This is a genomic window from Neobacillus mesonae (assembly GCF_001636315.1).
In the GTDB taxonomy this organism is placed as follows: Bacteria; Bacillota; Bacilli; order Bacillales; family Cytobacillaceae; genus Neobacillus; species Neobacillus mesonae.
Genome location: NZ_KV440949.1, coordinates 5,592,567 through 5,610,239, shown reverse-complemented (window position 1 = coordinate 5,610,239; position 17,673 = coordinate 5,592,567). Strand labels below are relative to the sequence as shown.

At 37.7% G+C, this 17,673-nt stretch carries 16 protein-coding genes and 1 pseudogene; 13 read left to right on the top strand and 4 right to left on the bottom strand.

Features of this window, described 5'->3' with window-relative positions:
- Positions 1-112: 112 nt before the first annotated feature.
- The 3 genes and pseudogenes from A6749_RS26445 (at position 113) to A6749_RS26435 (ending at position 1,397) form a co-directional block, all read left to right on the top strand.
- On the top strand, positions 113-376 hold the full coding sequence (locus tag A6749_RS26445) for a hypothetical protein (RefSeq protein ID WP_066399909.1): 264 nt from the start codon (positions 113-115) through the stop codon (positions 374-376).
- Between the two features lie 147 nt (positions 377-523).
- Positions 524-703, top strand: a complete 180-nt coding sequence (locus tag A6749_RS26440; RefSeq protein WP_066399906.1) for a hypothetical protein — start codon at positions 524-526, stop codon at positions 701-703.
- Between the two features lie 234 nt (positions 704-937).
- Positions 938-1,397 (top strand): annotated as a pseudogene (locus A6749_RS26435) (N-acetyltransferase family protein).
- Positions 1,398-1,520: 123 nt separating this feature from the next.
- On the opposite strand, the gene A6749_RS26430 reads toward A6749_RS26435, so the two are convergent.
- Positions 1,521-4,640, bottom strand: a complete 3,120-nt coding sequence (locus tag A6749_RS26430; protein WP_066399903.1) for an efflux RND transporter permease subunit — start codon at positions 4,638-4,640, stop codon at positions 1,521-1,523.
- A 418-nt stretch (positions 4,641-5,058) separates the two neighbouring features.
- On the opposite strand from A6749_RS26430, the gene A6749_RS26425 reads away from it, so the two are divergent.
- The 3 genes from A6749_RS26425 to lepB all read left to right on the top strand — a co-directional run bounded on the left by A6749_RS26425 (position 5,059) and on the right by lepB (position 7,818).
- Positions 5,059-6,228 carry an MFS transporter gene (locus tag A6749_RS26425; RefSeq protein WP_066399901.1) on the top strand — a complete coding sequence of 390 codons (1,170 nt, stop codon included), beginning with the start codon at positions 5,059-5,061 and terminating at the stop codon, positions 6,226-6,228.
- Positions 6,229-6,765: 537 nt separating this feature from the next.
- Complete coding sequence (locus A6749_RS26420; protein ID WP_066399898.1) at positions 6,766-7,026, top strand: hypothetical protein; 261 nt, start codon at positions 6,766-6,768, stop codon at positions 7,024-7,026.
- A 243-nt stretch (positions 7,027-7,269) separates the two neighbouring features.
- Positions 7,270-7,818: a signal peptidase I gene (gene lepB / locus A6749_RS26415; RefSeq protein WP_066399894.1), complete on the top strand. Its 549-nt coding sequence runs from the start codon at positions 7,270-7,272 to the stop codon at positions 7,816-7,818.
- 83 nt (positions 7,819-7,901) lie between these two features.
- On the opposite strand, the gene A6749_RS26410 is transcribed toward lepB, so the two are convergent.
- Positions 7,902-8,789, bottom strand: coding sequence for an amidohydrolase family protein (locus tag A6749_RS26410; protein WP_066399887.1), 888 nt, complete (start codon positions 8,787-8,789; stop codon positions 7,902-7,904).
- A gap of 232 nt (positions 8,790-9,021) precedes the next feature.
- Here A6749_RS26410 and A6749_RS26405 point away from each other — a divergent pair, with 232 nt between their 5' ends.
- On the top strand, positions 9,022-9,954 hold the full coding sequence (locus tag A6749_RS26405) for a hypothetical protein (protein WP_066399879.1): 933 nt from the start codon (positions 9,022-9,024) through the stop codon (positions 9,952-9,954).
- A 177-nt stretch (positions 9,955-10,131) separates the two neighbouring features.
- Here A6749_RS26405 and A6749_RS26400 read toward each other — a convergent pair whose 3' ends face one another.
- Together A6749_RS26400 and A6749_RS26395 are read right to left on the bottom strand one after the other, a co-directional pair.
- The gene (locus tag A6749_RS26400; protein WP_066399873.1) at positions 10,132-10,431 is read right to left on the bottom strand and encodes a hypothetical protein; all 300 of its coding nucleotides are present in this window, start codon (positions 10,429-10,431) and stop codon (positions 10,132-10,134) included.
- 393 nt (positions 10,432-10,824) lie between these two features.
- Complete coding sequence (locus A6749_RS26395) at positions 10,825-12,810, bottom strand: M6 family metalloprotease domain-containing protein (RefSeq protein WP_066399865.1); 1,986 nt, start codon at positions 12,808-12,810, stop codon at positions 10,825-10,827.
- Between the two features lie 291 nt (positions 12,811-13,101).
- On the opposite strand from A6749_RS26395, the gene A6749_RS26390 reads away from it, so the two are divergent.
- From A6749_RS26390 to A6749_RS26365, 6 genes are all read left to right on the top strand, one after another.
- The gene (locus tag A6749_RS26390; protein WP_066399845.1) at positions 13,102-14,064 is read left to right on the top strand and encodes an NAD(P)H-dependent glycerol-3-phosphate dehydrogenase; all 963 of its coding nucleotides are present in this window, start codon (positions 13,102-13,104) and stop codon (positions 14,062-14,064) included.
- 70 nt (positions 14,065-14,134) lie between these two features.
- Positions 14,135-14,485 carry a VOC family protein gene (locus A6749_RS26385; protein WP_066399843.1) on the top strand — a complete coding sequence of 117 codons (351 nt, stop codon included), beginning with the start codon at positions 14,135-14,137 and terminating at the stop codon, positions 14,483-14,485.
- Between the two features lie 227 nt (positions 14,486-14,712).
- Positions 14,713-15,057, top strand: a complete 345-nt coding sequence (locus A6749_RS26380) for a PadR family transcriptional regulator (RefSeq protein ID WP_066399842.1) — start codon at positions 14,713-14,715, stop codon at positions 15,055-15,057.
- Positions 15,054-15,392, top strand: coding sequence for a DUF1048 domain-containing protein (locus A6749_RS26375; protein WP_066399840.1), 339 nt, complete (start codon positions 15,054-15,056; stop codon positions 15,390-15,392). The genes A6749_RS26380 and A6749_RS26375 overlap by 4 nt, the downstream gene beginning before the upstream one ends.
- 323 nt (positions 15,393-15,715) lie before the next feature.
- Complete coding sequence (locus A6749_RS26370) at positions 15,716-16,477, top strand: ABC transporter ATP-binding protein (protein ID WP_066399835.1); 762 nt, start codon at positions 15,716-15,718, stop codon at positions 16,475-16,477.
- Positions 16,478-17,227: an ABC transporter permease gene (locus A6749_RS26365; RefSeq protein ID WP_066399823.1), complete on the top strand. Its 750-nt coding sequence runs from the start codon at positions 16,478-16,480 to the stop codon at positions 17,225-17,227.
- Positions 17,228-17,673 lie beyond the last annotated feature (446 nt).

The following is a 17,673-nucleotide window of genomic DNA, read 5'->3' as shown; positions in this document are numbered from 1 at the left end:
CACAATTATCCATTAATAGTACAATAAAAGGAAATGAACTAAAAATTTGTTTACATTTTAAGCAAAAAAGTGTTCCATATGAATGACTATTTAAGGAATGGAGGTTAATTAGATGACTACAGAAAAATCTAAAGGCTTAATGATTCTAGGTCCTTCATTAGGTGTAGTTGGATTTATATTGCTATTTTTCAGTGTGGATTTTGGAAAATCCCTTGCTGATAATTGGGTTAACAAACAAGGGGGGGCAGGTTCTTCAATATACCTAATTGTAATAAAAGGGTATACAAATAATTTCTTAGCTGCTGGAAGTATTTTTTTAGGTGCTGGTCTTGCAACAATTCTCATTTCTTATTACAAGATGCTAAACTTTAAATAATAAGACTCATAAAATACTGTTCTCTTTATTTAAGTAACGGGGACAAGAGTTTATGAGTGGGTTGCTGCGGCATCCCTTTTTCTTGTTCAACTAAAGGGCAGAAGATTTGAAGAACGGATATAGTTTTCTAGTAATGGAGTTGGTGGCATGAAACTTAATAAATTTAACGTTTTAGGATGGGTATTTATAATATTTTTGGGTATCAGTGAGTACTTTTTTCGAGAAGAATTATCAATAATTACCACTGGTTTGGGAGGACTTATTTGTCTGATTATTGGTATGACGTTAGTATTGTATAAAGGTAAGAAAGGATTTGACAAACATTAGATAATATAGTTGTTTTAACAAACCATATTCAACAAACAGGGGTAATAGTTAAAGATCCAGCTGCCATTTAAACGGCTTTTCTTATCGAAGTAACGGAGCAGAATAGTTGAATAAGAAAATCTATCGATAAGTGAAACTTATTAAATGTCATAAAATAATTGCAATTACCTTATGGAATGAATTCAATTAGCATAGAAATTAATAAAAGGTTTCCTAATAAAAGGGGGGATTTGATTGAAGACAGAAATAACGTTTAGACTAGCTACTGAACAAGATTTAGACAGTATTGTCGCAATGCTTGCTGATGATGTTTTGGGAAGTAAACGTGAGCGTTATGAGCATCCACTTCCTAATAGTTATATAAAAGCATTTGAGGCTATTACATCTGACCCTAATAACGAGTTAGTAGTGGCTTGTGAAGGTAATGAAGTGATTGGGGTACAACAAATTACTTTTACACTTTATAACACATCAAGGTGGATGGAGGGCTACTATCGAAGGAGTCAGAACATCAGCTTCTGTAAGAGGTAAGGGTGTAGGTACTGAACTTATAAAATGGGCAATTCAACGTGCAGAGTCACGTGGTTGTCATTTAGTACAACTGACAACTGATAAAAAAAGACCAGATGCGTTAAGGTTTTATGAACGGTTAGGTTTTAAAGGAACGCATGAAGGTTTAAAGCTGAAGCTTTAAAAACAAACGGTGGCGTATCTACAATAAACAGATACGATTTTTTACTTATTGCTCAGTATTCTTTAATTATTGTATTCGTTTAATAAACGTAAAAAAAGGCTTGGACGTCCAAGCCTTTTAAATTTAGCTGATACTTTTTGTATTTAAAGATACATTCGTTGATGATTTTTTATGCAACCATTCATAAATGATTGGAATGATAATAAAGCTGTTAATGGTTGATGTTACCATACCGCCAATTACGACAATACCAAGTGTTTGCGAAATAACCGTATCCGCATTATGCGAGAATGCAAGTGGTAACAACGTAAGGACTGTTGCAGCTGCTGTCATTAATATTGGTCTAATCCTTGAAAGGCTGCCATTTAATACAGCCTCTTTAACAGGCATTCCCTCTTTTCGGTTTCTTTCGATTTTATCAATTAATACAATACCGTTTGTAACCACGATACCTGTAAGCATTAGAACACCAATTAACGCTGCAAGATTCCATTCTCCGTGGAAAAGAATTAATGATATTACTACACCACTTAAAGCAAGTGGAATGCTTAATAGTACAGCCAATGGCGCTCTCCATCCTTTGAAGATGGAAGAAGTGATAAGTAACACTAAAAGGATAGAAAATGCAACTGCAACGGACATATCGAAAATCATTTGTTTTACTTGTTCAGAAATGCCTCCTAATGAATAGGTTACATCTTTAGGAAGTTTGATGCTGCTTAGAGCTTTCTCTGCTTGGCTAGACACTTTGCTAATATCATTTGATGTAATCTGTGCTGTAACAAGAGAGAATGGCTGACCATCTCGCTCACTAATGGTAGATGCAGAAGGATCTTTTGATATTTTAGCAATTTGGTCAAAACGGACCGTTTCACCATTATTCCCTTTTACTGTTTCACCGGCAAGAGAAGCAAGAACATCATCGGCAGTTGCGTTTAACGTAATGCTTGAGTTTGCTCCTGTTGCTATTTGATCTAAATATTGGTCCACAGGAAGTGCTTTATGGTCCACCGAAATCGTTGCATCTTTGGATGTGGACATGTAACGATTAATCACTGCTAGAATGTCTGAAACTTGTACACCTTTGTCTTGAATCGCTTTTTGGTCAAAAGTGACTTTAAACTTAGGTGAACCATTCGTTAAATCAACTTTTCCATCTACACTTAAGTTATCAATTTTTGATAGATTGGTTCTTGCTTCTTGCGCAACCTTATCCAATGTTGCTTGGTCTGAACCTGTAAACAGGATCCGCATTTGTGAATCATCACCAGAGATATTCTGGCTGGTTACCGTAAAAATAACATCTTTAGATAATGTCGGCAGCTGTTGTTGTAATTGCTTGATGACAGAATCGGCATCTTTGTCGTTTTTCAACACAACAGAAAGGTTTGCGACGTTTGGATAGGTGATAAAACCTCCACCTTGGTCAAAAACGTCATCACTTTGTGGTGTCATCGTCGAACCGAAATTGGCTGAATAAGCATCCACCTTTGGATTATCTTTTAATGCTTTTTCGATTTTTTGGACTTCAGAATCTACTTGAATTAACGTACTTCCTTTTGGCAATTCTGCTTTAATGGCAATTTGTCCGATTTTCCCACTAGGCAATAAGCTTACTGGAAGAAAAGCAGAATAAGTACCAGCAGCTAAAAAGACTAAGATTGAAACAATAATCATTGCTTTTTTATGTTTAAAAGCAGATTGAAGAATTGGTTTCATTTTTGCATCGAGTTTGACCGTTTGTTTTTCTCCGTTTCCACCTTTCCATCCCATAAAAGCAAGAGCAGGGATGACCAGCATCGCAACAAAGAAAGATATAATGAGTGCAATCACAACAGACCAAGCAAATCCGCTATATGAAGCACTTATGACTCCACCTACAAATGCGATAGGAATATAAACAGCAATGGTCGTTAACGTAGAACCTAATATGGCAGGAATCATCTCAACAACAGATGACGATAGAACAGAAAGCATTGATTTGTCCTTGTTTTCCTCACGCTTACGATACATATTGTCTAAAATCACAATCGAATCATCCACAATACGGCCCATGGCTACAATTAAACCAGAAACGGTTAAAATGTTTAATGTGATACCCATCGATTTCAGGAATGCAGTAGTTGCTAGCAATGAAATTGGTAAAGAAATGGCAATTAATAATGTGCTTCTTACATTTCGGAAGAAGAAGAACACACAAATCATAGAGAATAAACAACCAAGTAATCCTTCACGAACTAATCCGAAAAGTGAGCTGTTTAATTCTTTCTCCCGGTCAAGCAATACTTTAAACGAAACATCTTTCGAATTTACAGTATCCAAGTGAAGATGTGCAACACGATCTTTTACTTGCTCCGCAACATCTGTAATATTGGCTGAAGGTGACTTGATCACATTTAACGTAACACTTGGTGCTCCGTCTGTTCTGGAAACTGTTTTCAGGTCATTTAAGGAATGAGTGATTGTCCCAAAAGCGGAAACCGGAATGGCTTTTCCTTCTTTATTCTTAATCGTTGCGTTTTCCATTTGCTGTTCAGTTAATGGCAAACCATCAAAAGATACAGGTATTGATAACTGATTGTTTACAATGTTCCCTTGTGGCATGGAAGGAACAGCTAAGGCAAATGATTTATTTACATCATCCAATGTTAATCCGTTTTTCACTAGGTCTTTCATTCGGATTGTTAAAACATATCCATCCTTTGCTCCGCCCACTACCGATACGTCCGATACTCCTGGCACAGATTTTAATTGTTTTACAATTTCTTGTGTCGCAGTTGAACGTAAAGTTTGTTCACCCAATTTTGAACTGGTAATACTATAAGTCAAAATTGGAAAAGAACTAGTTGTTAATCGTGTTACTGAAGGCGTAGTAGTAATTGTCTGCGGAAGATCTGCATTTGCTAATGCCTTGTTTACTTGATCCTCCGCTTGTTTCATGTCTGTATTCATCGGAAAATACAAACTCATAAACAATCCACCATCATAAGAAGTGGTTTCAACATTGGACAAACCATCCACTGTCTTGACGGCACTTGCCAGATTATCCGTTACTTGCTGTTTTACCTGTGCAGCTTGATAACCAGGCACTCTCATACTAACGGAAAGGGTCGTATTGTTAATTCCAGGCAAATAATCTCTTTGCATCTGGTAAGCAGATATACCTCCCCAAGCCAAGATAATGACAACACACACAATCATAAGAATAGCTCTTTGCATGGTCGCCTCCACTAATCTTTTCACGGTTTACCTCCTCTAACTTTTCAAAAATGATACTGCTGACAAAATTGAGCAACTTGAGTATATAAAACGAACATGTACTTTATCTGAATAAAAGATTAATATTTCATTAAAATGGAAAAAGAGCACTTTAATCCTGCTACATTATACAAGAACTAAACTGGTATTCATCATTTTTTGCTTTTTATAAAATTGGAGACAAATATATGTCGTATTTCATATCGTTATTCGAACAACACATTATCAAATTTTATTTACATGGATTTTTCAGTATTATGGAATTACACAAGGTGGTACTATGTAGAAAGTAAAGAGGGGTTTGGGACAATTGTAATATCACTTTCACCCATATGATGCAATATTTCTTGCCCTTCATAAATTTATTATTGAAATAAAGATAAATAATAAGGGAGATCATTGAATGAATAATGTTTGGTTAATGAGTTTGGTTAGTTTTTTTACGGATATGGGTACCTACATGGTTACTCCATTAATTCCTATTATTCTAGCCTCTTCGGGACCAGTGGTCATCGGAATTATTGATGGTTTATCCGAAAGCTTAGCCAGCTTATTGAAATTCTTTTCAGGTCGGTATTCAGATCGAATTAAACAGAGAAAAAGATTAGCGATAACTGGTTATGGATTATCAGGATTAGGAAGAGTATTTTTGATATTTACTAACGGTTGGGCAGGGGTTTTTATATGGAAACTAATTGATCGAACAGGGAAAGGCATCCGAACAGCCCCTAGAGATGCACTTATTTCAGAATCAGGAGGAAAAAATAGACAAGGTAGAACGTTCGGATTGCATTCCATGATGGATATGATGGGAGCTGCATTAGGTATTGGTGCTGCCTATTTAATTATTCGATTTATTGGAACGGAAAGTATAGATCAGGTTTTCGTTTATTCTTTAATTCCTGTCATTATTGGCTGGTTACTTCTCTTTGCTGTAAAGGATAAAAAGGGAACTCAACCGAAAAAGGATAAAATAGCTTCATCCCGGTCAAAACTCAGTTGGAACCAATTAAATCCGATTGTTAAAAAATTATTAATCGTTGTTTTTCTATTCACTATTGTCAATTCATCAAATTCATTTCTATTATTAAGGGCATCTGAAATAGGTGTTTCTACAGCTAATGTTTTACTATTATATTTACTTTTTCATCTTACTGCTTCGCTTTTATCTTACTTGTCCGGCTCCTTTTCTGACCGATTTGGGAGACGAGGTATTTTGACAGCAGGTTACGCCATTTATGGATTAGTCTATCTAGGATTTGGTACCGTAGATTCATCTACCGGCCTTGTATTTCTATTTCTTTTTTACGGTCTTTATTCTGCATTAACAAAAGGTGTTGAAAAAGCATTGGTAGTTGATCTTGCCTCTTCTGGATCCAAGGGGACAGCGCTCGGTTTCTACTCGATGGCTACGGGGATTGGTTTTTTTCCAGCATCCTTGCTTACCGGTTGGTTATGGGAGACATTTGGTGCTGGGACGTCCTTTTATATAAATGGTTTTATTGCAATTATCGCTTCGGTTCTATTGTTTAAAATCCTTCCTGCCAAAAAGGCTGAACAATCATTTCATTAATTTTAAGAAATGAGGATAAAAAGGATTATTAAAAAGAACTCAAAACCTTAAAGAGAGCTTGGGATTACAAGCTCTTTTTCAATACATTATTTTAATATGGCAGCGGCTATCCCTTTTCTTATTGAAGTAACGGGCAAGTTAGCTCAATAAGGATATGTTAAAATATAGTAAACTTGAGGGTGTTAATTTTTGTTTAGAACACCATATTCAATCTTTGCAATATATCGGGAGTTTTCCAAACGAACCTGAAGGAAAACTTTTTCCTCCGTATGATGGAATATATAACAAATACCAATCACATTTTGATGAAATAATTAGGAATAAATGCTAATAAATTCAGAACCTGCTTGTTTAACTAACGGGTGTAAGAATTGAAGATCCAGCTGCAATTTTAGTGACTATTTTATTGTGCTAAAGGTTCAGGTTACATTACTCTGCTAATCGAACTGTTTCGGTTTACATCGAACCTTTTCTGTAAATATATTTCTTCTCCTTGGACAAACTTATTTTGAAGATTTAATCAAGGAGGAATTAAGTATGGTAAACGATATTAAACAGGAAATGGAACGTATTTGGGCTGAAACGTGTGATTCATGGGAAAACTGTACTGAGGAAAACATTCAGTCTTTCTTAGCACAGTGCCTAGAAAAGAGCATAGATCCACAATATTGTATGAGTTGGGTAGAACAACATAGCAACCAAATCCCTAATTGGTCAGCTATTTCGAAGGTATCGCTTGATTGGGTAAATGAACATACTTCAACTGGTTCGCCTATTAACGGACATGAACCTAAGTAACAAGGAGAGAAATACTCTCCTCTTTTTTTATGCTTGAAGTTTATACCGTTCCTGCTTTGCAATATCGCACTACCACATAAATTTTTTATTTAAAAGGAAAGTGTGTACTGCTTAAACAACAATCAGCGATTTTTGTTATTCTGTTATCGAAGCAGGTTGTTTGAAGAAAAATAATACATATTTTACTCGTATATGGTAAAATACGGTTATATGTTATTTAAGAATATTTAGGGAGGTTGAGAAATGGTAAAGAAGAAAAATGAAACATATGAATGGATTAAAGCCTTAATAGGTGCACTTGCAATAGCAGTCATTATTCGCTCTTTTTTCTTTACGCCGATTGTTGTTGACGGTGCTTCAATGAACCCTACTCTTCAAGACCAGGACCGTATGATTGTAACAAAAATCGGAGAACCGAAAAGATTTGATATTGTTGTGTTTCACGCCCCAGACGGTAGTGATTACATAAAACGCGTAATCGGACTCCCAGGTGACAGAATTGAATATAAAAATGATGTTTTATACATAAATGGGAAAGCTTACAACGAACCTTATTTGGAAAAATACAAAAAGTCATTAAAAGATGGAGGAACATTAACAGACTCCTTCACTTTAAAGGAAACCGCAGTAGGTAGTGATACTGTCCCTAAAGATCGTTTGTTTGTAATGGGAGATAACAGAAGGGAAAGCAAAGACAGCCGTAAAATTGGAGCGATACCAATAAAAAAGGTAGTAGGGACAACAAATGTTGTTTATTATCCAATAAAAGATATTAAAATCGTAAATAACTAATTGCTTTTTAAGCATATTGTTAGATTAGTCTCTGTTTCAAAACCATAGGGTGTGTTAGTCCAGAAAGGGTTAACCACCTTTTTTTATCTGTTCTGTATGAAGTCCAAGTCTGTACTCTTTATTAAGTCTATAAAAGTCTTCCCCAGAATAAAATCCTTATGTTCTTGAGGAATGTCTAAAGAATCAACCCAACTCCTTTTATCCGAGTAATCGTACTCATTAAACCTTTTCATTCCATATGGTCCATCACAGCCATACAATACTTTTCGATATCCAAGTACCTGAACGACATTTCTTACGATAGAGGGGGTAAGGTAATCACTTGATGTGTCCACGAAAACATTGGGTTTTTCCTTTGCATATTGCCACAGGCTTTTCCAAAAAGGAAGTCCTGCATGTGCATAAATAACTTTGAGATTGGGATATTTCTCAGGTAAGTATTTGTAGGAATCTGGTTCTGAAGATAGATGAATTATCATTGGGATGTCTCTGTTTTGGCATAAGGCTCCAATGGAATCAAGTTCTTTAATACTATACTTATGCATAAATGGATGGGCTTTTACTCCAATAAAACCAGGTAGGTTAAGGTATGTTTCTAACGTCTCCACAGATTCTGGAACAGTTGGGTTAACGGCAGCCCAGCCTAGAAAACGATCAGGATAGCGTTTTATCGCATTTGCTACAATGTCATTATTTGGCTTGGTAAAAATCTTAAAGCTTCCATTGACTTTAAAGTAACCATCTTTAACTAATCCGTCATAAATTTTAAAGCCTATTTTGGGGAGATTCATGATTAAAAAGCGGAAAAAGCGGTGCAGGTTATCCTGGTATGTACTTTCTTTTTCATACATGGTTTCATTAAAAGGTGGAATTAATGCTGTTATCTCAACATTGTTTTTATCCATCTCTTCAATCATTTTTTCTAGCGCTAACATCGTTTCATCAACATGGAAATGGCAATCAATAATCATTTGTAATCTCAGTCATCCCTTCTAATTAAGATTAAAAATTGGGTATTTAGAATTGTTTCAATCTTATCACTTTCCTACTCGAGTTACTACAAACCGCATCAGGTCAAATTAGAAAATTGTCTGTCGCTACGGCGGCTTTTTTTCTTGTTCCACGAAAGGGGCAGTGCAAGAAGGGTAAAGATAAGAAAGAGGAGAATATGCGTGTAAGAATATTTATTAAGGAGCTATTAATATGCTACATATGAATGTAATCAAAAAATTTAAAACCGCTTATCAAATTAAATTTTCGAATGACTATCGTTTTTTATGTTATACAATGAGCAGTAAAACAATTATTTATGAAACAAGTTCTTGGGAAAAAATAAAGGAGCTTAGTAATAATCCAGGAGATATTCATTTCTCAGACAATGATGATTATTTATATATAAAAAACACAATCGGTACTGTATATGTGTATGAAACGGTTGGATTTCAGTTAATCAAAACCATTAAATCGAATAAAAAATATCAACTTGTCGAAGGGGACTTTGCTCTAACTAATACTTCACTCATTATCCTTGATACACTGAAAACGAAAGACGGGCATCAACTGGCATTAATCAACATTGAGAAGGGTGAGTTTAGCGTACTAACTCAATTTAAAGATTCAATTACTCTTCTTTACTTTAATCACTTTATCCAGGCTGAAAGTGCCTATTTATTTACTCTGAGTTATATAAATAATGAAGGTTACCGAGTCGAAAAAATAGTAAAAGTTAAAGAACCAATAAATAAAGAGTCCATTAAAGTATTAGACAACTTAGTAATTCGGAATTGGGATTCCATCATCTTTAACTCTATTCATAACGTATATATTGTGGTTCAAGATTATGACATAGTTATACTTGATGGACAATTTAAAGAAATTTTAAAGAAAGTCTGCTTATCAAAACAGGATTATCCTGACCACTTTGGTTATTTTCAACATATGCACCAGTCAAACGATGGTCGATATATTATCCTTACATATAGTGAGACAGTTTTAATCCTGCGATACGATGATTTAGAACCCATTGTAGTTGAAGAAATACAATATGCTTGTTTTGGGGAATTCAGTAACGATGACCGATTTATTCTTATAGGAACGTGGGAGAATGGTTACATCCTTGAAAACACCCTACGTTAGTGTCTTATGAAAACTCGCCAATGGTTTATGTAAGTCCTTTTAAATTCTTCAAATTTGATTAAAATTCCTCCATAAAATAAAAAAAGCTCATCCGCAGATTAGCTCAATAATGAAATATTTATTTACCTATGAAATGATTTCTAATTTCCTCTGAGAGCGTTACTGCAACACAATGGTTTAATATACGATTTGGACATCGCCATCTTCAAGTATCTGAATGTCTTGGTGACTTCTCATAAATTTAAAAGCATTAGTCAAGACACCTTTTTCTTCTAGTTCCTTTTGACCGAACTCATAAACATAACGATCTACTATCAAGATATAGAAATAACAATTTTGTTCTTCCAACGGCTCAACCGTCGTTAAAACAAAATCATTTCCATATTTTTCTTTAAACCATTGATAGGCTTCATCATGACTTTGGAAAGATGGTAGTTTGGCTTCTTCTTCCCGTGAAATAAATCTTGGTGCTTCCATAAAAATCCCAACCTTAAACTCCAATTTGAGTTCTAAATTCTACTCATTCTATTGAATTCGCTACTTCTATCGTTTATACCTTTAAATTAGACGAGTTTCTTCTATATTACATAGATTACAGGTATATCTTCATTAATCTCCACTTTTCGAACAATACTACCGGCTGGGACATTATATATTAAAAAAATCTAATAACAAAACCAAAATTAAAGATTATTTAACAACTTAGTTTTAAAAAGACACAATACTATGGCGAGTTTAATTCCTCCTAAAATGTTATATCTAGAGGAGTTATATTTATTTTAATTGCGGTGAGGGCGGCAGGTCCAAGTAATGAGCACAAAGTAGGATGGATATGGGATCCATCCTACTTAAAGTATTTGTGCAATCCTTTTATTTCCCTGATCCGCCAGGTCCAACTCTTCGAATAATAGAGGCGGATTTTTCAGAATCTGTCTCGGAGGTACTTGTAAAGGTAAGGTTTGATGGAGCTGGACTTAGTCCGTTTTTCTTGTCCAATGGAATTTTCACGTAAACGGGAACATCAATTGTTTTTCCAGCTTCTACTTCCATTACATTATGTTGCAGTTTAACCTCCCAGCTAGCCTCTGATTTAGCATTGAGACGGAAGAGGTCAGTTGCATTTCCAGTATTCGTTACCTTAAAGTGATAGACAGCCACTCGACCAGGGACAGCTTGATCAACCGAACCATTGACCACAGCTACTCCACGAGTAAATGGACCAGAACCGTCCATGTGACGTACGGCTACTCGATAAGAAAGTGCGCCTGTATTGTCCTTCTTTTTATCTAATATATAGAAATGAAGCCGGTTATGCTCGTCTTTATACTCGCTAACCACTCCATCCCCGGTACCGGCCTTAAATAGGGCATCAGCCAGCTGCTCTAAGCCGCCTTTGGAAAGCATGGCAGTAGTACCGTCAGGTCTCTTGAAATCCTCCAGGTTAATATCCTCGGGGTGTGAATCAATAACCCAAATATTTGGTGCAGACTCACTGTTCCTTGTCTTTGCCATCAGTACACCTGAATCAGGGACAAAGGAATCGGAACCAACTCTGTCAACCACCTCAAGGGTATAGTTATTATACCAGTTCGCTCCATTTTGCATATCAGCACGCCAATCATCTTTTAAATAGTTCCTTGGCGTTTTATCAACCATACCAATGTTGATACCGTAGATCCCCGTACGGCCAAATTGACTGCCGGTCGGTACCTCCCTAGCAAGGATATCAGTAAACACTGGACCAGTCTCTGCAAGCTTGTCACGGTCTAAGCTTAGATATTGATTCGGTGACAAGAAGCCCTGCTTGATTTTATTCCTTAGCATATGATGCGGTGGTACAGAACCTCCTTGGGTTGCAGGTATCATCCAACGCGTATGTGATCCCCCCGGTCCATTAAAGCTGCCGCTGCTCATTAACTCCCAAGACCCTGCATAGGTCCGAGAAACTGGATCTCCATAAGGATTGTTATAGTTATCACCAAGGGTCATAATATGACCGAATTCATGGGCAAAAGTAGCCATCCCATTACTTTCTCCCTGGATGGATACACCTCCACTTGCACTTGACCAGATGGCCTTAGCAGCATACCAGGATGTCCATGGGACATAACGAGTTATCGCCCAGTTAGGCATCCCATCTGCCGGAGGACCGAATTCTTTTGAGACTGCATCAGCATTTTGGAACATCATCTCTCCGAATTCTTGCCATACGCCAGTTTCAGCATAGCCTGAATGTAGAATAAATTTGAAGTCGTATTTTACTCCGGAAGCATCAATATCCTTTTGAGATTTACTAACTGCTTCAGTCCTAAGATTCTTTCCGCTATATCCCGGTGGCATATATGCCTGTTGGTTGAATTCATTTAAACCATATTGAAATTCATTTCCATCCATACGATAAACTCCGAAAGCATCAAGCTCTACCTTCCATTTGCCATATGAGTTTTCCATCCAGTATTCATTGATCGTCCGATAATTGTTTAGCGGTTGTGGCTTAGTTAAGTAATCGACCCAGAATTTCCTAAGTTCTGCTCGGGGAATATTTCCTACTCCTTGCGGGTTGCCCGCAATCTCTGAACCTTCCTTCTCACTAACAATAAACTCCAAGTCAGGGAAATCCACTAGGATCAAGGCACCTTTAAGTACTCTTTCCGGTTTAACATTCGCATTTTGCCAGTCAACTCCAGGTACTGGCTTATAGTCTGCCCACGTCATATCTCGTGGAAGGACCCAGGATTGGGAATCAACAGGTTCCGGAAAATCAGCCAATCCTGGTTCTTCCGCATATGCAGTTGTAGACACTGTTAAAAGTACAAAACAAACAAATAAAGCTAGAGCACTAAATTTTTTCCTCAAAAGATCAACCTCCTTATGTTATCGGTTTAACATATAAAGGATAACATTGTTTTCAATATTCTGAAATTGGGAAAATTTTTAAAAAAATAAAACGGTTTGAGAGAGAAGGATTGATATGTACTCATCCTTATTTATCGATAAGATTCTGAAAAATTAAGCTAATGGTCGGTTTAAGAAGGAATTATTTTGATTTTGTCGAATTTAATCTAAAATGTTTACCAAAAATGGACCGTTGTCTCTTGGGAAGTAATTTAAAATCGAAATTAGAAACAACAAGGAAAAGGTGAAAGTATGAACATATCTGTATTAGGATGCGGGCGATGGGGAACTTTTATGGCGTGGTATGCCAATAAAGTTGGACATAATGTCATGCTGTGGGGGCGGGAAAGTTCAAGGAATTTTGCCGGCTTAAAGGATACTAGAAAAAATGATTATCTCTCTATTCCGGATACTATTGAATTAAATAGTTCATTAGAAAAAGTGATTTCTTTTGCAGACCTAATCATCATCTCAATTAGTGCTCAAGAATTAAGGTCATTTGCCAAGCAATTAAATTCAATAAATGAAATACAAAACAAAACATTCATTTTATGTATGAAAGGGCTTGAAGCCTCTAGTGGAAAAAGACTTTCACAAGTATTTAGTGAGGAGGTCGGAAGAAGAGTGAATGTAGCAGTTTGGGTAGGTCCCGGACATGTACAGGATTTTGTGAATAACATACCAAATTGTATGGTTATCGGTTCCGAAAATGTTGAGGTAACCAAAATGATCGTTCAAGAACTTAATAGTGATTTAATCAGGTTCTATTATGGTCAAGACCTTATTGGGAATGAAATAGGGGCCGCAACCAAAAATGTTATGGGAATTGCTGCAGGCATGTTAGATGGTTTAAATTATAGTAGTTTAAAAGGTTCACTTATGGCAAGAGGTACCAGAGAAATTTCTCGTCTTGTAAGAGCAATGGGTGGAAATGATTTAACGATTTACGGTTTAAGTCATTTAGGTGATTACGAAGCCACCTTGTTCTCCTTACATAGTCATAATAGAAAATTTGGACAAGCGTATGTTGAAGGAGAAAGTTTTGGAAAACTAGCAGAGGGTGTCTCCACAGTTAAGGCTCTAAGGAAATTATCCCAACAGTATGCCGTAGAACTTCCAATCTGCAACGCTTTATATGAGATTTTATTTGAAAATAAAAATGCAAAAGAAACATTAGAAAACCTATTCATTAGACCTGTAAAATTTGAGTTTTAGCTTGTTACACTAAAGGGAAGATTGTATAACAATAAAATCTTTTATATATATCTAATAGGAGGTAAAGATTATGAAAATTAAAGGGTTCGGTGGGGTTTTTTGGAGAACAAAGGATGTTGTCTCATTAAAAAATTGGTATAAAGAAACTCTAGGTATATCCATGGAAGAGTGGAATGGTACTGTCATCAAGCCAGATGCTGACAACGAAACAATCTTTTCTTTGTTTAAAGAAAGTAATGATTATTTTCCAAAAGAACAATCTGTGATGCTAAATTTTCAAGTAGAAAATATCGAAGCTTGGATGGAACATTTCAATAAAATTGGAATACCACTTTTAAAACAACCTGAAAAAAGCGAGTTTGGAACATTTATTTGGATTTCTGATCCAGATGGAAGATGGATTGAATTATGGGAGAAATAATCTTGAATTTAAATCTGTTTACAGGAAGGGGCATTACTGGAATAACGGTAATGCTCTTTCTTATATGCGCCCGGCAGGGACTATAATAAAAATGGGCTTTTTTCCGAAAAGTTTTATTGACAAACGACACTATTCGGTAATACTATATACTAGTAGTCAGTAACACATAATACCTGTGTTACAGAGTACTAAAAAAATATAAGTAAAATATAAATGGAGGTAAAAAGGTGGAAAATATCACAGAAATGCTGAAAGGGGTGCTTGAGGGTTGTGTGCTTGAAATCATCAGCCGTGGTGAAACTTACGGCTATGAAATCACGCAACAGCTGCGAGAACTTGGCTTCACTGATGTGGTGGAAGGCACAGTTTATACGATTACAATGCGGCTTGAGAAAAACAATCTGGTGGACATCGAGAAAAAGCCATCCACTATGGGACCGCCGAGAAAATTTTACACTCTCAATGCTGCAGGTTACAAGCAGCTCGAAATATTTTGGAAAAAGTGGGATTTCGTCTCAAGTAAAATTAACGAACTTAAAACTAAAATAAAATCAAAAGGAGAAGTAATATGAGTATTTTTGAAAAAATTATTGGAAGTTTGGATGACAAGCGGGAATGGAAGGCGATGGAAGCACGTGCGAAGGCACTTCCAAGTGAGTACCACAACGCTTACAACGCTATCAAAAAATATTTTTGGACTGCTGGTGGTCCCACCGACTGGAAGGACTGCAGCCGTATCTTTGGCGGCATTCTCGATCTCTTCGAGGAAGGCGCAGCGGAAGGCAAGAAAGTCACTGATCTCACGGGCAAGGACGTGGCTGCTTTCTGCGATGAGCTAGTGAAGGACTCGAAAACCTGGAGAGACAAATATCGCACGAAGTTGAACGATACGATTGGTCGTGACTAAGGGCGAAATCCAAGTGGATTTTAGCCTAGCATCCACACTAACGACGTGTGACTATCTATGCCTACAAACTAATGACAAACGCTAAAACCTATGTCCACAAGTATCATGAAGATTTGAATCAAAATATTATGATGTGATTGGGAATAAAGTAAATTCAATAAATAATTCCTACTGAATAGCTGGTTACAAATGTAATGTGTCACCTTCACTATTCAGTTATATTTTTAATCAGGTAGTAAGTAATACAGATTATCAGTCAGACAGAGTAGTGGAGGATAAGCAATCTAGCGCCTTACTGCGCTTTTTATAAGGGGGAAAAAAGTATGAGCAATACAGTGATTTCAGTAAAAGGGCTAAAAAAATCCTTTAAAGATCAGGAAGTCTTAAAGGGGGTGGATTTTGAGGTGCGGCGTGGCGAAATTTTCGCCTTGCTTGGCTCAAATGGAGCGGGCAAGACCACGACGGTCAACATCCTCTCGACGCTGATGAAGCCGGATGGTGGCGAAGTAGGTATTTGCAGCTTTGACATTCAGCATCAACCAGATTATGTTCGCCAGAGTATCAGCCTGACAGGACAGTTCGCAGCTTTAGACGGCATGCTCACCGGGAGAGAAAACCTTATGATGATCGCCAAATTGCGGGGAGTTTCCAATCCCCATCAAGTCGCCGACAATCTGCTTGCAAGATTCAGCCTGACTGATGCGGCCAACCGCCGGGCGGACCAATATTCCGGCGGGATCAAGCGCCGGTTGGACATTGCCATGAGCCTGATCGGGACACCAGCAGTCATTTTTCTCGACGAACCGACGACAGGGCTTGACCCCGAAGCGCGGATTGAAGTCTGGGAAACCGTCAAGGAGCTTGCTGGCGGCGGCACCACCATCCTGCTGACGACACAGTACCTGGAGGAAGCCGAACAACTGGCGGACCGTATCGCCATCCTTCATGGCGGAAAAATCATCACGACCGGTACCCTTACTGAACTCAAAGAGATGTTCCCGCCAGCGAAAGTGGAGTACATTGAGAAGCAGCCGACATTGGAGGAAATTTTCCTCGCGATCATCGGCAAAAAGGAGGAGATGTAAATGAAAAGCAAAACAGGGGTATTACTAGGGCGTTTAATGCGCAACATCATGCGCAGCCCAGATACGATTATCACGGTGGCGATTACGCCAATTATGATGATGCTGCTGTTTGTCTACGTATTTGGCGGCGCAATAGAGTCAGGCACGGACAACTACGTCAATTATTTATTGCCGGGAATCTTGCTGATGGCTATAGCATCCGGCGTCGCATACACATCCGTGCGGCTGTTTACGGATGTAAAAAGCGGTCTGATGGCTCGTTTCATTACCATGCCCATCAAGCGCTCGTCGGTATTATGGGCTCACGTGTTGACCTCGCTTGTTTCCAATGCACTTACTGTGGTGGTGGTTATCCTCGTCGCGCTCCTGGTGGGTTTCCGTTCCAGCGCTGATATCCTGGATTGGCTCGCGGTAGCAGGGATACTCGTGCTGTTTATGCTGGCGCTGACGTGGCTGGCGGTCATTCCCGGATTGACAGCGAAGTCTATGGAAGGGGCGACAGCCTACTCGTACCCGCTAATTTTCCTGCCATTTATCAGTTCAGCCTTTGTCCCCACTGAAACCATGCCCAAACTTGTCCGTGAGTTCGCTGAGAACCAGCCCGTGACTTCAATCGTAAATACGATTCGTGCCCTCTTGTATGAAGGTTCTGTAGGTAACGGTATCTGGGTCGCACTTGCCTGGTGTGTCGGCATCATGGTCATCGCTTACTTCTTCGCCAATAAAGCATTTAAACGACAGTTAGGGTAAGTACACCATTTTGGGACAAATCAATAGTTCAACCGCTCCGATAACTGTATTTGCTACACATGGAAGGCTGCTTAAAAGCCTGTGCAACCAACCATGAAATCATGGAAAACCTCAAATATGGTGGTGGTGGTGTAGTCTCGATCACTTATATAACACGAGGTTGCCATAATGCTTAGAAAATTTTACAGCGGGTAGTGCTAAACCCTGTTCTATTAGAGTTCATAAAAAGAATGGACAATAATAACGTTGATAAAGTAGATTATATAACCATTGTTAACCACGCAGTTGTCGGTTTCGAATTTACTGATGATGAAGAATTTCTACGGTGTGTTATTCAGCAATCGGGAGATTATAGAACAACCTCTATAAGGGATACCGCCAACAATTCAGAAATTTTGTACGCTAAGCAGAGTTCAACCTAAAAAAGTCGACTCCTTCTGCATATT